The sequence below is a fragment of the Arsukibacterium sp. UBA5043 genome (assembly GCA_002415085.1).
Classification (GTDB): Bacteria; Pseudomonadota; Gammaproteobacteria; order Enterobacterales; family Alteromonadaceae; genus Alishewanella.
The window spans coordinates 269,502-283,990 of the sequence record DIBV01000004.1; the positions used below are offsets into that span (position 1 = coordinate 269,502).

The 14,489-nt window shown below is 51.1% G+C and carries 12 protein-coding genes; 6 read left to right on the plus strand and 6 right to left on the minus strand.

Going from position 1 to position 14,489, the window contains the following annotated elements:
* Positions 1-125: 125 nt before the first annotated feature.
* Complete coding sequence (locus B2Q61_RS05395) at positions 126-683, minus strand: ECF-type sigma factor (RefSeq protein WP_290620270.1); 558 nt, start codon at positions 681-683, stop codon at positions 126-128.
* Between the two features lie 83 nt (positions 684-766).
* Here B2Q61_RS05395 and B2Q61_RS05400 point away from each other — a divergent pair, with 83 nt between their 5' ends.
* The gene (locus B2Q61_RS05400; RefSeq protein WP_290620272.1) at positions 767-3,244 is read left to right on the plus strand and encodes a serine/threonine-protein kinase; all 2,478 of its coding nucleotides are present in this window, start codon (positions 767-769) and stop codon (positions 3,242-3,244) included.
* A gap of 59 nt (positions 3,245-3,303) precedes the next feature.
* Here the strand turns inward: B2Q61_RS05400 and B2Q61_RS05405 are convergent, their stop codons facing one another.
* Together B2Q61_RS05405 and B2Q61_RS05410 are read right to left on the minus strand one after the other, a co-directional pair.
* A complete protein-coding gene (locus B2Q61_RS05405; RefSeq protein WP_290620274.1) occupies positions 3,304-4,701 on the minus strand; it encodes a sensor histidine kinase in 1,398 nt (465 codons plus the stop codon).
* On the minus strand, positions 4,691-5,359 hold the full coding sequence (locus B2Q61_RS05410; protein ID WP_290620276.1) for a response regulator: 669 nt from the start codon (positions 5,357-5,359) through the stop codon (positions 4,691-4,693). Before B2Q61_RS05410 ends, B2Q61_RS05405 begins: the two co-directional genes overlap by 11 nt.
* 132 nt (positions 5,360-5,491) lie before the next feature.
* Here B2Q61_RS05410 and B2Q61_RS05415 point away from each other — a divergent pair, with 132 nt between their 5' ends.
* The 5 genes from B2Q61_RS05415 to B2Q61_RS05435 all read left to right on the plus strand — a co-directional run bounded on the left by B2Q61_RS05415 (position 5,492) and on the right by B2Q61_RS05435 (position 9,305).
* On the plus strand, positions 5,492-6,181 hold the full coding sequence (locus B2Q61_RS05415; protein WP_290620278.1) for a VIT1/CCC1 transporter family protein: 690 nt from the start codon (positions 5,492-5,494) through the stop codon (positions 6,179-6,181).
* 202 nt (positions 6,182-6,383) lie between these two features.
* Positions 6,384-6,866 (plus strand): TlpA family protein disulfide reductase, encoded by a 483-nt coding sequence (locus B2Q61_RS05420; RefSeq protein ID WP_290620280.1) that lies wholly within the window; start codon positions 6,384-6,386, stop codon positions 6,864-6,866.
* Positions 6,867-6,871: 5 nt separating this feature from the next.
* Positions 6,872-7,102, plus strand: coding sequence for a DUF4266 domain-containing protein (locus B2Q61_RS05425; protein ID WP_290613767.1), 231 nt, complete (start codon positions 6,872-6,874; stop codon positions 7,100-7,102).
* Entirely contained in the window at positions 7,093-8,382 is a 1,290-nt protein-coding gene (locus tag B2Q61_RS05430; protein ID WP_290620282.1) for a DUF3570 domain-containing protein, read from the plus strand. The genes B2Q61_RS05425 and B2Q61_RS05430 overlap by 10 nt, the downstream gene beginning before the upstream one ends.
* A 23-nt stretch (positions 8,383-8,405) precedes the next feature.
* Positions 8,406-9,305 (plus strand): FAD:protein FMN transferase, encoded by a 900-nt coding sequence (locus B2Q61_RS05435; protein ID WP_290620284.1) that lies wholly within the window; start codon positions 8,406-8,408, stop codon positions 9,303-9,305.
* Between the two features lie 7 nt (positions 9,306-9,312).
* Here B2Q61_RS05435 and B2Q61_RS05440 read toward each other — a convergent pair whose 3' ends face one another.
* Genes B2Q61_RS05440 through B2Q61_RS05450 form a run of 3 tightly spaced genes read right to left on the minus strand, consistent with a single transcriptional unit; the run spans position 9,313 to position 14,298 of the window.
* Positions 9,313-10,128 carry a hypothetical protein gene (locus tag B2Q61_RS05440; protein ID WP_290620286.1) on the minus strand — a complete coding sequence of 272 codons (816 nt, stop codon included), beginning with the start codon at positions 10,126-10,128 and terminating at the stop codon, positions 9,313-9,315.
* A complete protein-coding gene (locus B2Q61_RS05445; RefSeq protein WP_290620288.1) occupies positions 10,121-13,225 on the minus strand; it encodes an efflux RND transporter permease subunit in 3,105 nt (1,034 codons plus the stop codon). The genes B2Q61_RS05440 and B2Q61_RS05445 overlap by 8 nt, the downstream gene beginning before the upstream one ends.
* Complete coding sequence (locus B2Q61_RS05450; protein WP_290620290.1) at positions 13,222-14,298, minus strand: efflux RND transporter periplasmic adaptor subunit; 1,077 nt, start codon at positions 14,296-14,298, stop codon at positions 13,222-13,224. Before B2Q61_RS05450 ends, B2Q61_RS05445 begins: the two co-directional genes overlap by 4 nt.
* Positions 14,299-14,489: the final 191 nt, after the last annotated feature.

Consider the following 14,489-nt stretch of genomic DNA (forward strand, 5'->3'; position numbering starts at 1 on the left):
TACGTTTATGCCACGATGGCAACTCGTCAGCCATACCGCTTAACTGGGCTGTTAACTAAGTAAGCGGATTACGTGCGATAAAAAGACAACAAAATTAAAAAAAGTTTAAAACGCCGGTTTACCCTCTAAATGGCCTGGTGAATAAAGGCTTTAGCCAATTTGCTGCTACGTTCAATGGTTTTGCCCGACACCCCGTACAGCTCGCCAATTTGGGTCGGACTGAGCCCGGCAAAAAACTGCAGGTCCAGAATTTCAGCTTTTTGCTGATCAAATTCTGCCAGCGCCTGCATGGCATTGTGTAAGCCAATAATATTGTTGGTGTCATCCATGGTCAGCGCTTGGCCGTCTAGGGTGACTTGCAACTGGCCATCGCCCCGTTTGGCAGCATTACGAGCCCGGGCGTGGTCTACTAAAATTCGACGCATGATACTGCCCGCCAGTCGGAAAAAGTGCAGCCGGTCCTGATAAGCAACATCAGCCTGCATCAGACTGATAAAGGCTTCGTTCACCAGCGCGGTCGGTTGTAAGGTGTGGCCAGGTCGCTCCTGGCGCATATAGTGTGCTGCCAATTGATGTAATTTCTGCTGCACCAGCTGACTTAGTTCTTTCTCCGCCTGCAGATCACCATGCCGCCACTGACTGAGCAGTACGGTGATATTGGTGTGTTCCTCAACGATAGACATAGGCTTATTTTCAACTAGGCTATTAGGTATCTACCAGTATAGACCGGCTTTCACGGTTTCAGGAAAGGTTGGAGCAAAACGACATGGATAAGTTGTTATGGCAAAAGGTTGAACCATTATTCTATCAGGCAGCGGTATTGCCCCTGGCCCAGCGTGAACACTTTATTGATCAGGCCTGCAACGGTGACAATGAACTTTGCCAGGCCCTGAGGCTGCTGCTGGCAAACGAGGGACATACCGGTCAGTTACAAAACATGCTGGCCTCAGAGGCCGCGTCCCTGCTGGCTGACCAGCAAGATTTAAGTGGTGAAGTGCTGGGACCCTACAAGCTGTTACGACAACTTGGCCGTGGTGGCATGGGTACAGTGTACCTGGCTGAGCGCGCCGACAAGCAATTTGAAAAACAGGTCGCCATTAAACTGATTAGCACCACGCTGATAAACCCGCTGTTGCTGCATGCTTTCAGAACGGAGCGCCAGATATTGGCAGATTTGGAGCACGAGGCCATCTCTCGGTTGCTCGATGGTGGCACAACTGCAGATGGCATGCCTTATCTGGTAATGGAATATGTGAAAGGCGAGCCTATTGATCAGTATTGCGCTGAGCGCAAGTTATCGCTGACAGCACTGTTGCAGCTGTTTGTTAAAGTGGCGGCGGCTGTGGCCTTTGCGCATCAGAAAATGGTGGTGCATTGTGATATTAAACCGTCCAATATTCTAATTAACCAGCGTGGTGAGCCAAAGCTACTGGACTTTGGTATCGCCCGCTTACTGAACCGTGCCACCGGCACTGAAACAGCAAAGGACACTAAACAACTTGGTTTAACCTTAAACTACGCCAGCCCCGAACAAAAGCAAGCCAAAGCCCTTTCTGCGCTGAGCGATGTTTATGCCTTAGGCCTGGTATTGCAGCTGTTAGTAGCGAACAGCACCCGCAGCGACGTGCGTTGGATTATCCAGCGTGCGTTGCAACCAGAGCCCGCCCGGCGTTACCAGTCAGTCAGTGCACTGGCTGACGATATAAAACGCTTTTTGGGTAAACATCCGATACAGGCCCGGCCTAACAGCTGGTGGTATCGCAGCCAGATGTTTGTCCGACGTAATACGGCCAGCAGTACCCTGGCAGCGGTAATTCTGTGCGGTATTACTGCGTTTAGTGCGGCCTTCTGGCAGCAGGCGCAGCAGGTTAAACAAGAACGGGACATTGCGAGGCTGCAACGGGATAAAGCGCTGGCGATTACTGACTTTGTGACCGACATGCTTGGCAAAGTTGATCCCAGCGAAGCGCAGGGTACAGAACCAAAAGTGCGGGATGTATTGGATGAAGCCAGTAGTCAGTTGGCAACGCAAACCGATCATGCGCTGAGCGGACAACCTGAGGTCGCTGCGGCTATACATCGGATCATTGGCCGCACCTATCATTCTCTTGGGCTGTTACCAGCAGCCCAGCACCATCTGGAGCAGGCCAGTCAGCTTGCATTGCAGCATAACTTTGCGGACACCGAACTGTACTGGCAAATTCTGACCAATCTGTCATACCTTTATCAGGACCAGTTTAACAATGACAAAGTGCTAGCGTTGCGTTATCAGGCTTTACAGCTGGCAGAGCAGTTGTATGGCCGGGACCATAAAATAACCCTGGGCTCTATTGGTAATCTGGCCGCGGCCTATATGGAGGGCGGCGAGCTGGACAAGGCAGAGCAGATGTGGCTGCGGCTATATCAGGATCGGGTCAGGGTGCTGGGTGAAGAGCATCAGGATATTATTAATTCACTGGCCAACCTTGGGGTGATCAATCACTGGCTGGGCCGGTATCAGCAGGCAGAGTACTACTACAAAAGCTGTTTTGAGATGGCAAAGCGTCAGTTAGGCCAACGGCACCCGACCACCTTAACCTGCATGAGTACGCTGGGCTCGGTTTATGAAAGTTCCGGCCAGTACGCCAGGGCCGAACCGATAATCACTGAACATATTGAACTGGCAACTGAGGTGTTAGGTGCTTTGCATCCTGCGACGCTGCGCTCGAAACATAATCTGGCCGATAGCTACCGTGGTTTAGATCGTTTTATAGAATCTGAAGCACTTTTTCGTCAGGTGCTGGCTGAGCGCAGTAAAGTACTGGGAAATGACAATATTGAAACATTGCAAAGTCAGATGAAACTGGCCCGAGTACTTCGGCTGCAACAACACTTTAACGAAGCCGAACAACTCGTGCTTGATGCTTATAACAAACAACAAAAGCAATTGGGTGTAGCACACCCCACCACGCTTATCACTGCGCAGATCCTGGCTGATACCTATTTAGCGCAGCAAGATTCGGCAGCGGCGCTGCAATTATATCAGCAGATTGTTGCACTGCGAGCTGACGAAAGCCTTGATCATCCTGATGTTATCGATACCTGGGCCGGTATGGCCAGAGCATATTTGTTGCAGGGTAAACTACAGCAGGCTGGTGAAGCGCTGCAACGTGCTGATAGCATCGCGACACGGCATCCGGAGAAAACAAGCGCTAATTTGCAGCAGGCGACGCTGGCGTTGCAGCAGTATGATGCCGCGCGTTAGCATCAACGTTATCTTAAAATGTCGCTATTAAGTTTTTGTCAGAGTCACTAACATATAAATCAGTCGTTTTGCGGTGCTTGCGGCAACAGGATCAACACGTCAAGGCCAAGCTGGCTGTTAGCACTGAACGAAATACTGCCGCTGTGCAGCTCAATAATATGTTTAACAATAGATAACCCCAGGCCAGCCCCCTCAATTTGCTGATGCTGCTGATGCCGGTAAAACCGGTTGCCAAGCCGGCTGGTCTCTGCAGTGGTATTGCCGCTGTTTTTAATGTTAATCATAATTTGTTGCTGGTTGTTGCGACTGGTCTGAACTTTCACGGTACCATCAGTTGGCGAATACTTAGCGGCGTTATCCAGCACATTGCGCATTACACTTTGCAATAGCGTGTCGTCACCATATATCTGACAACTATCATCAAGCTCTAGTTGCCAGTTTACTTTATCCAGCAATTTCATCGGCAGTTGCGACAGACTGTGATGCAGCAGTGAGCTCACTGGTATTGCTGTGCAGTCGGGCTGTTGCAGATGATCGAGCCTGGCAATCGACAGCAACTGATTAATCAGATGCGACATGCGTTTGCTGCCTTCTGTAATGGCATTTACTGCTTCAGTTACTTCAGCCGGATCACTGGCACTGCTCAGATTTTGCGCATGCAGTTGTAAAATACTCAGCGGCGTGCGTAATTCATGCGAGGCGTCAGCAATAAAGCGTTTTTCCTGCTGTAAGTAGCGACGGATCCGTTGCAGTAACCTGTTTATCGCGCTCTGGATGGGTTGCAGTTCCAACGGCAGCGCAAGTTGTATTTCATGCAGTTGTTCCGGGGTTTTGTCAGCGACCTGCTGTTGCAGCAGTTGCAGCGGTCGTAGTACCAGTCTAATCACCAGATAAATTAACAGGCTAAGAGGCAGCATCATAAACAGAATAGGCCTGACCTGGGCCTGGGCAATATGCGCGCCGAGTTCTTCGCGGATATCTTCGCGCTGAGCAGTGAATATCCACAAATCCTGCTCGGGCACAAAATAGCTAAAGGTCACCCACAGGGTGTTATGCTCGGTGATTTCGTGGTAGCCGGCCTGCCGTTGCGGGGTCGGAAATTGCAACGCATTTTCCGATAGCATAATCAGTTTATCGCCCTGCTGGGCCTGAAAAGCAATTTTGCCCTCATACTTATGGCCATCGAGCAACCTCTCCTGCTGGGCGCTTAATGTTTCACCCATTTCAGTAATATGTGGCACCGCGATAACCAGCGGTTCAGTATTGGTTTGTGGAATAGGGTTGCTGCTTAGCAACAGACTGATTAACTTAGCACTACGGGCCAGTTCGGCATCGTAAATTTCATCCAGTTCGTGCAATGCATCGTGGTAGGCGATCCAGGCATTTAAGCTCAGGGTGCCAAGCATCAGTAAATTAATACCCAACAGCAGATAAAATTTAATACTGTTAAACGCCATACTGGCTTACCAGCATATAGCCAACGCCACGCACTGTTTTAATCACATCGGCTGAGAGCTTTTTACGTAAATTGTGAATATGGACCTCGATAGCATTACTTTCATTATCGCCATCCCAACCGTAGCTGAGTTCTTCCAGTTGCTGGCGCGATAAAATCCGGTCGGGTTTTAGCATAAATTCTTTTAGCAGCATAAATTCGCGTCGGGTCAGCGTGACATCACGCTGCTGAAACTGGCATTGGTGGTTCTGCAAATTCAGGCTGATGCCGGCCAGGTGCAGCCTGTCGTCCGTGCGCTGTTGCTGCCGACGGCATAATACTCTGATCCGTGCTTCAAGTTCTAACACATCAATGGGTTTTACCAGATAGTCATCGGCACCACTGTTTAATGCTGCAAGCTTGGTTTCCAGCTGGCTTTGGGCGGTCAGCACCAAAATGGGTATGGTAATTGCCGCCTGGCGTAACTGAGCAATGATCTCCAGCGCAAAGCCATCAGGCAGCCCTAAATCGAGGATTATCAGCGCAAAATTATTGTCCTTTGCTGCCAGCATCGCCTGTTTACCTGTAGTACAGTGTTCAGGCTGATATCCCATGCGTTTCAGTCGGGTAATCATACCCTGGGCCAGCAACTCATCATCTTCTACCAGTAAAATGCGCATGTCAGTTTTCCGTTTGAACAATGCTTAGTAAAGTTTATTTTAATCAGCTTAAGCTTTTCTTAAGACCACAACTACATTTATAAAACAACAACACACAGCTTCATATGACACATAGAAGCAAAAGGAATGCAGATGATCCACAAACAAAAGCACCGCTCGCATCGCGTTGGCTGGCTCCGCGCAGCGGTGCTGGGCGCAAATGATGGCATTGTATCGACTGCTAGTCTGATTATTGGCGTGGCTGCCGCCAGTACCACGCATGCCAGTGTCATGCTGGCGGGTGTTGCCGGCCTGGTTGCCGGGGCAATGTCGATGGCAGCAGGTGAGTATGTATCTGTGAGCTCGCAGGCGGATACTGAACAGGCGGATCTTGAGCTGGAAAAAATATCATTGGCCCAGAACCCACTGAGTGAACAAAATGAGCTGGCTGAAATTTACCAGAAAAGAGGCATAGCGCCGGATCTGGCACATAAAGTTGCCGGGCAACTCATGGCGCACGATGCGTTGAGCGCGCATGCCCGCGACGAAATTGGCATTTCAGCTACAGGCACTGCCCGGCCTGTTCAGGCTGCACTCTCCTCTGCTGCTACCTTTACCATAGGCGCTGCTCTGCCACTGCTGGTTGCCTGGGTGATGTCCGGGCCCTATCTGATTTACGCCGTTGCCTTATTCTCGCTATGTTTTCTGGCGGGCCTGGGTGCACTTGCCGCGCACGCAGGCGGTGCTCCCCGCGCGCGAGGTGCAGCAAGGGTTACCTTTTGGGGCGCGCTGGCAATGGCACTGACCGCGCTGGTTGGCAGTATTTTTGGGGTGGCGGTCTGACTCTGTATTTCCCTGCTTTCCAGTTAGCCGCAACCGCAGACAACTCCATTAACATTAGCATTCCAAGTAGCGGTTGCCCCTCTCTATCTTTTTCTACCCCTCGTCTTTTTTCTATTCCTTGCTGAATTTCATAGTTGTAGCGTCGCTTAAGGTTTGCTTAAGCAAACACCGTTAGCGTGAATGCAGACGTTTCGGAGGTGCTATGCAGTATTGGAAAATAAGTGGCTTGCTAATCGGGTTTTTGCTCAGTTGCCTGACAGTTAGCAGCGTTTCGGCGACAGAGCTCAGCGATTTGCCGGGCAGCCCGGTTAGTACTATGCAGCAGTTGAACGGCAAAGTAGTGCTGGTCGACTTCTGGGCGTCGTGGTGTGCACCTTGTCGCAAGTCATTTCCCTGGTTGAACACGATGCACCAGCAATACGCAGAGGACGGTTTGCTTGTGCTGGCGGTAAATGAAGATAGCGATCGTGCACAGGCCAGCCGGTTTTTGCAGCAAGTGCCAGCGCAGTTTGCGGTGCTGTATGACAGCAACGGCACTGTAGCAGAGAAATTTCAGTTACCCGGCATGCCCAGTAGCTTTTTGATTGATAAAAAAGGCCAGGTCCGTTACCGCCATATTGGTTTTAAACAGGCGGATATTGCTGACTATGAAGCCAAGATCCGCCAATTACTGGCAGAGGAGTAGCTCGAATGAAACTGAAAAAAATATTAGGTGCTGGCCTGACACTCTTGCTGCTTAGCCAGCTGACTGCATGCAGTACTTTGGGTGTTAAACCGTGGCAGCGTGACACGCTGGCTAAAGAAGAAATGGCTCTAAACAGTGCACCATTAGACAACCGGTTGGATGACCATATTTATTTTAGTAAAGAAGGCAGCAGCGGTGGCCGCAGCTTTGCCGGTGGAGGTTGCGGATGCAATTAAAACAACTGGCAAATATCAGCATGGCGCTGGCAGCGGCCAGCTGTGCTGCACTGGGTCAACAAGCCGAAGCAGGCACCCTACTGGATGACTGGCAGTTTAACAGTGCCATTTTGTTGTACAACGAGACAGATCGGGTAAGCGCCGGCGAAGCTATTCTGACCGCACGCGGCGATTTTGGTGATGATAAATATCTTAATCTGGGGCTGGTGGTGGACGCACTGACTGGCGCATCGGCTACTGGTGCTGTGGCGCAACCTTACGTGCAAAGTTTTACCCGGCCATCAGGTCGTGGCAGCTATGATGTCGCACCGGGTGTCACACCACTGGATGACACCTTTCATGACACCCGGGTGCAGCTGGACGCCAGTTGGGAGCAGCCGTTAGCAACAAATTGGCGGGCTAGCGGCGGTGGTCACTTATCAAAAGAGTATGATTATTTATCAATGGGACTCAATGGTTCCCTGGCGCGGGATTTTAACCAAAAAAACACCACCGTATCTTTGGGGCTAGGCTACAGCCACGACACCATTTCACCTGAAGGTGGTATTGCCACCGCCTTTGCGCCGATGCTGTTGCGCAGCGACTATGCCGATGACAGCAGTTATCAGGCGGCGTTTGACGCTACCCGCGATCGCGCCGATGATACCAAAGATACACTTGATGTTTTGTTAGGACTGACCCAGGTAATCAACCGCAACTGGTTAATGCAGCTTAACTATTCACTTAGCATGGCTGATGGCTATATGACCGACCCCTTTAAGCTGGTTAGCGTAGTAAACGCCAATGGCGAAGTACAACAAAACCTGTATGAAAACCGGCCGGACCAACGCACCAAGCACAGCGTTTACTGGCAGAACAAACTGCATCTTGGTGGCAGTTATCTTGATGCATCATACCGCTATATGTGGGATGACTGGGAACTGACATCACATACTGCGGATTTGAAATGGCGGTTGCCAATGACAGACCGATGGTATGTTGAACCACAGTTCCGATACTATCAGCAAAGTGCGGCAGAGTTTTATCAGCCGTTTATATTGCAGGCTGAACCGTTGCCGCAATATGTCAGTGCCGATTACCGGATTGGTAAAATGAATACCTATACCGTGGGGGCTAAATTTGGCACTAAGTTGGCGCAAGGCAACGAGCTATCATTTCGGATAGCGCTATACCAGCAGAACCCACAAAATGATAGGGTGGCTGCACCGGGTGTACTGGCGAATGTTGAACTGTACGAAAAAGTGACCGCGGTGATGGCTCAGGTAAGCTATTCTTTTTAGGTTACAATTGGCAAGGAGGGCCAATGGTCGCTATTGCTGTTAATGCCGGGAAAAATTGTACGGTCGGCCAGTTCCGTGCCATGGCCAGCCCCTGCGAAATATTGCTGGAGGCACCGGACATGAGCTTATGCCGGCAGTTAACGCAGCTCGCCGCCGCTGAAACTGAACGCATTGAACAAAAATACAGCCGCTATCGTCGCAGCAGTTTACTAAGCCAGCTAAACCGCAATGCCGGCAGCTGGCAAACACTGGATCCTGAAACCTCGCAGCTGCTGGCGTTTGCTGACAGCTGCTATCAATTGAGTGATGGCTTATTTGATATTAGCAGCGGTATTTTACGCCGGATCTGGACATTTGATGGCTCAGACAAGCTGGCCAGCCAATCGAAAATTGATGCCTTGCTGCCCCATGTTGGCTGGGACAAAGTTCTGCGCGACACTAACCGTATTATGCTGCCCTCTGCTATGGAGCTGGATCTGGGCGGCATTGCCAAGGAATATGCGGTAGATAAAGTATTGCAGTTGCTTAGTCAGCAATTTGCTGCAGATGATCTGCCAAGTCTGGTGGTTAACTTTGGCGGTGACATGCGCTGCAGCCGGCCAAGAGAGGACGGCACGTTATGGCGTATAGGTATTGAAAACCCCACATTGGCCGATCAGGCAATTTCGGCCGTTGGTCTGAGTAAAGGGGCACTTGCCAGCAGTGGAGACAGCCGACGCTTTTTACTGAAAGATGGCACGCGTTATAGCCATATTCTTCACCCAAAAACCGGCTGGCCTATTACTGATGCGCCACGTTCCGTCACCGTCGCTGCACCAAATTGTCTGCTGGCAGGCATGTTGGCGACGACTGCCTTGTTGCACGGCAGTCACGCTGAAGCCTTTTTACAGGCGCAGCACTGCCAATACTGGTTAGTAATGTAACTGAACATTAGAGCTGGTGCAGCGACATAAACTGGTCTGCCGGTAGCTGATCAAATTGTTGCATCAGTTCACTGAAAATTTTGCTACCACTTAATTTATCTAACGAGGCTATGACCTCTGCCAATGTGTTGTCCTGCAGGCGGCAACATTGCTGATAGCGGGCGATAAGCGCGGTCAATTGGCCTTTACCCTGTTGCTGCAGCTGACGGTCAGCCACCACAAAAAACTGTGCCCCGCCCCAGTAACCGGCAGGAAAACGACGCTGGCCCAGCAACATTGCAGCGCGCTTTGCCATACTTGTGGGTTGCTGATAGTGCTGGCGCTGTGGTGAAAACTTAGTACGGATAGCCTCAACAGCACTCTCGATAAGCCCGGCTTGCTGCATGATCTGATACTGCATAAAGCTGGCAAAACCTTCGGCAAACCAGGCATTAGAGCGCCCCAGATATGGCAACGCCAGATGGGCTATTTCATGATATGCGGTCCAGTCTTGCTTAAACTGTTGCAAGCTGAACGCCGGTTCTACATAAAAGTGGATTTGCTGGCTGTTGTCTCGCCAGGTATTGGCCCAGGGCACAGGTTCGTTCGCCGGGCGCCGGTAAATATAGAGTTGCATGGTAAAAGGATAAGGGCCCAATACTGCCAGAGTGCTGGCGGCACTTTGTTCTAGCCAGCTGATGAGTTTGGCTTGTTCAACCGCGGTAAAGCCCTGTTGCCAATGCAGCTCAAAAGCTGTTTCTTGCGCGATACTATTATTACTAGCAGCACTACAACTGCCGCTGTAACTTAACAGCAGCAGTAGCAACGGCAGCCACTTAGCCATAAGTAGGCTGCTTGTTATCAGCTTTAGCACCAGCGTTGCCTTGATTTTTAGAGCGGTGCAGCCTTTCACCCAATACTAGCATGCAGGGTGTTAAAAACAGAGTAAGCAAGGTGGCAAAGGTTAAACCGCCTGCAATGGCGCTGGATAACTGGGTCCACCATTGGGTCGATGGCGCGCCAAAGCCAAGGCTTGGCTCCAGCAGATTGACGTTTACGGCCAGTACCATAGGCATTAAACCCAGCACCGTAGTAATAGATGTCAGTAACACCGGGCGTAAGCGCAGGCAGCCGGTTTCCAGTGCGGCTTCAGTTGCAGACATGCCGCTGTCGCGCAGTTGGTTAAAGGTGTCTATCAGTACGATGTTATTATTTACCACAATACCCGCCAGGCCAATAATTCCCATACCTACCATTACGATACCAAAGCTCTGGCCGTTCACCAGCAGGCCCAGTAATACCCCGGCGGTCGAAAATACGATGGCCGACAACACCAGTAGGCTCTGGTACCAGCTGTTAAATTGCACCAGTAAAATCATCAGCATTAAAAAGATAGCTGTGGCAAAGGCGCCCATTAGAAAGGTCATGGCTTCTTGCTGATCAGCACTTTCACCGGCGGTTTTCACAATTACGTTGTCGGGCAGTTTCATGTCACTGGCCAGTAAGGCCTGTAAGCGCTCACTAACCTGAGCACCCGGCGTCAAATCGCTTTTTATGGTAACCGCCCGGTTACCGTCAATTCGCTTAATAACACTGGTTTTAGGCGCGGCTACCCGTTCAACAAAGTTGCTCAGCGGGACCTGGCCGCGCGGCGTCTGAATAGTCAGCCGGCCCAATTGATCCAAGGAGCGCCACTGCTGAGGAAACCTAACCCGGATATCCACTTCGTCGCTGGCATATTCGGGCCGGAACTTGGCCAGCAATAAGCCATTACTGACCATTTGCACCGCGTTGCCTACCGTTAGCACATCGGCACCAAAGCGCGCTGCTGCTGCCCGATCGACTTCAATTCGCCATTCAATTCCAGGCAGGCTGCGGTCATCCTCAATATCGACAAACCCTTCCATTTGCTGCATCTGGCTGACAATGGTGCTTACCGCCTGCTCGGTGGCTGCTGCCTCGCTGCTGCTTACCTGCAGCTCTATCGGCTTACCGGCAGCAGGGCCTTCCTGTTGCTGGCGAAACTCCAGAATAACACCCGGGATATCGTCGGTAAGCATACGCATATCAGCCAGAATTGCCGCGGCTTTACGTCGCTCAAACCAGTCAATAAACTGAAACTGCAAAGTACCAACCACATCCGGTGCCAGCTCGCCGCTACTGCTGGCCAGCGAGCGGGCATACAGCGCTTTAACTTCCGCTAACCCCAGCAGCCGCTGCTCGACCTGTTTAAGCAAGGCGTCTTTTTCATAAATGGACATATCACCCCGGGCGCGTACCCATACCTGAGCAGACTCGGGTTCAACATCCGGAAAAAATTCCATACCATGGTTAAACTGACTGTAGGCTACAAAAATAAGGGCCATGGCGCCGAGCAAGCCGGCCAGAGTAAGCCCCGGATGGCGCAGCAGGCGACTGAGTAAGCTGCGATAGGCTTTGCCTGGCCTGCTGGCTTCGATTTGATGCGGTGCTGGCCTGGCCCGGCTGATGCCGCCCATGACCGGCAGGAAAATCAGTGCCATAAACAAGGATGCCAGCAAGCACAGGATCACGGTAGCCGGTAAATACTTCATAAACTGGCCGACGACGCCGGGCCAGAACAACAGCGGCATAAACACCACGATAGTGGTAGCAGTAGATGCAATAATCGGCCATGCCATGCGCCCGGCAGCATTGGCCCAGGCTTGTTTTGGTGTCTGGCCTTCACCCAGGTTACGATCGGCCAGTTCACTGACCACCACAGCACCGTCGACCAGCATGCCGGCAACCAGAATCAGGGCGAACAGCACGATAATATTCATGGTAAAGCCCAGCGCAAAGATCATCAGAATACCCGCAAAAAAAGCCCCGGGAATGGTGATGCCGACCAGCAATGCCGAGCGGATACCCATGGTTGCGACAATCAGAATCAGTACCAGCACCACCGCAGTTAACACGTTGTTCAGCAGATCTGACAGCATGTTTTTCACTTCTTTGGACTGATCCATAATATAGTTAATCTGCATACCGTCCGGAAACTGGCTGCTGGCTTGTGTTATTAGCGCTTTGGTTTGCTCAATGGTGGAAATGATATTGGCACCGCTGCGTTTTTTTATTTCCAGCACCACGGCCGGCTGGCCATTAATGCGGGCAAAACCCAGTGGGTCTTTAAAGCTGCGGCTAATGGTGGCGACATCGCCAAAAGTAATAACCGTATCACCATCGACTTTAATGGGCATAGACAACACGTCATCTAAATTCTCAATAACCCCCGGTACTTTCATGGCAAAGCGGCCGGCACCGGTATCTAAACTGCCGGCAGCAACCAGCCGGTTGTTATTGGAGACCAGGCTAAATAGCTGCTGGTAATCCAGGCCATAACCTTCCAGTACCTGGGGGTCGACTACAATTTCCAGCATATCTTCGCGGTCGCCGCCAATGTCTACTTCCAGAACTTCTGGTATTGCCTCAATGTTTTCCTGCAATTCGCGGGCAATGTATACCAGCTGGCTTTCCGAAACGGGGCCAGATAAACCTACCGACAGCACCGGAAACAGCGCGACATTAATTTCGTTTACCGTGGGTTCGTCTGCTTCACTGGGCAGTTTGGCGCGGGCGGCATCAACTTTGACCCGCACATCTGCCAGCGCCTGATCGGCATCGAAACCGGCATCAAATTCCAGCATCACTGAGGCATGGCCTTCACTGGAAGTTGAGGTCATTTTTTTGATGCCTTCAAGCGATCGTAGTTCGTGCTCCATTGGCCGCACCAATAAGCGCTCACCATCTTCGGGGCTAATGCCATCAAGTGACATAGATACGTACATCATCGGGATGGCGACATCGGGGTTCGCTTCTTTGGGTATGGTCTGGTAGGCGGTAATGCCGGCAATAAACAAAAACAGCAGAAGCATTAAACTGGCGCGGCTGCGGCTGATCGCGGCCTGTATAATGGCATTCATGGTTTGGCCCCTGCGACCTGCACCTTATCGCCCGGTTTCACAAAGCCGGCGCCCTGGGTAATTATATGTGCCCGCTCAGGTAAGCCACTGACCCGGGCACCTTCATTGTCAGCGCTGAGAATATTTACCGGGTAAAATTCAACCTGTTGCTGATCATTTACCAGGGAAACACCCAACTGCCCATCACTGTTGAGGCTAAGCAGCGCAGGTGAGATTAAATGCGCCTGAACCGGCGGCAACAGCACTTCTACCGTGGCACTGCCGCCGGCAATCCGCAACCGTTGCGGGTTGGCAACAGTAACTTCAATATAAAAACTGCGGGTGGCGGTATCGGCAGCAAAACTGATAAAACTCAGTTCGCCGCTAAGGAGTCTGCCATCCAGTAACCGCAGGTTAACCTGCTGGCCTTGTTGTAACGCTTTAACATGCTGTTGGGGGATCTGAGCGGTAACTTTAAGCTTATCAATTTGCACCAATTGCAATAACTCCGTGCCTACCTGCACCACATCACCTACTTCAACATAACGGCGGTCGATAACCCCGGCAAACGGAGCAACCGGTTCAATTTGCTGTAACGCCAGCCGGGTGCGCTCAAGCTCTGCTTCGGCTTGTGCCAACTCGCTTTTTAAGCGGGTAAGTTCGGTTTCTGAAACAAATTGTGACTTACCCAGCGCCTGAGCACTGGCCAGCTCGTTTTGTCGCAAGGTCAGATTGGCTTTCGCTTGCTCTAATAGTGCGCTACGTCCTTCATCAGACAGCTGCAGTAACTTGTCACCCTGCACAACCCGGTCTCCCTGACTGACCAGCAATTGTGTAACTGTACCGGCTTGCTGAGATTTAATACTGACCGTGCGCCAAGGTAAAACCTGGCCCTGCGCTACCCGGGTAAGCTGATAAGGTTCTGCTTCAGACCAGCGGGCTTCAACCAAAGCAAGGGTTTGTTCCGGTACCTGTTGTTCGCCAGGGGGCTCAGTCTTAGCGGCGTAGTTATCGCCACTGAGCAACCAGAGCAGCAAAGCCAACGCTAAAATAACGGCAATAATAACAGGAGAGGCAGCGAGCTTTTTAAACATGAACAATCCTTGGCAGTAACGGTAAATGAGCAGCGAAGCAGCAGGATTAAAATATACCTACATGGATGAATGTCAGCAAGTTAAGAACTGTAACCAAATATGGCCACCGGCCTTCTGCATCGGGTTATTCATCGCGATAACCCTTGTTTTTGGGTAAACCAGACCAATTAAGTTCAGACTGATTAACACTA

Excerpts from the sequence above, each read along its gene's own strand:
- B2Q61_RS05395 (WP_290620270.1), bottom strand. The coding sequence starts at position 683 with ATGTCTATCGTTGAGGAACACACCAATATCACCGTACTGCTCAGTCAG.
- B2Q61_RS05400 (WP_290620272.1), top strand. The coding sequence starts at position 767 with ATGGATAAGTTGTTATGGCAAAAGGTTGAACCATTATTCTATCAGGCA.
- B2Q61_RS05405 (WP_290620274.1), bottom strand. The coding sequence starts at position 4,701 with ATGGCGTTTAACAGTATTAAATTTTATCTGCTGTTGGGTATTAATTTA.
- B2Q61_RS05410 (WP_290620276.1), bottom strand. The coding sequence starts at position 5,359 with ATGCGCATTTTACTGGTAGAAGATGATGAGTTGCTGGCCCAGGGTATG.
- B2Q61_RS05415 (WP_290620278.1), top strand. The coding sequence starts at position 5,492 with ATGATCCACAAACAAAAGCACCGCTCGCATCGCGTTGGCTGGCTCCGC.
- B2Q61_RS05420 (WP_290620280.1), top strand. The coding sequence starts at position 6,384 with ATGCAGTATTGGAAAATAAGTGGCTTGCTAATCGGGTTTTTGCTCAGT.
- B2Q61_RS05425 (WP_290613767.1), top strand. The coding sequence starts at position 6,872 with ATGAAACTGAAAAAAATATTAGGTGCTGGCCTGACACTCTTGCTGCTT.
- B2Q61_RS05430 (WP_290620282.1), top strand. The coding sequence starts at position 7,093 with ATGCAATTAAAACAACTGGCAAATATCAGCATGGCGCTGGCAGCGGCC.
- B2Q61_RS05435 (WP_290620284.1), top strand. The coding sequence starts at position 8,406 with ATGGTCGCTATTGCTGTTAATGCCGGGAAAAATTGTACGGTCGGCCAG.
- B2Q61_RS05440 (WP_290620286.1), bottom strand. The coding sequence starts at position 10,128 with ATGGCTAAGTGGCTGCCGTTGCTACTGCTGCTGTTAAGTTACAGCGGC.
- B2Q61_RS05445 (WP_290620288.1), bottom strand. The coding sequence starts at position 13,225 with ATGAATGCCATTATACAGGCCGCGATCAGCCGCAGCCGCGCCAGTTTA.
- B2Q61_RS05450 (WP_290620290.1), bottom strand. The coding sequence starts at position 14,298 with ATGTTTAAAAAGCTCGCTGCCTCTCCTGTTATTATTGCCGTTATTTTA.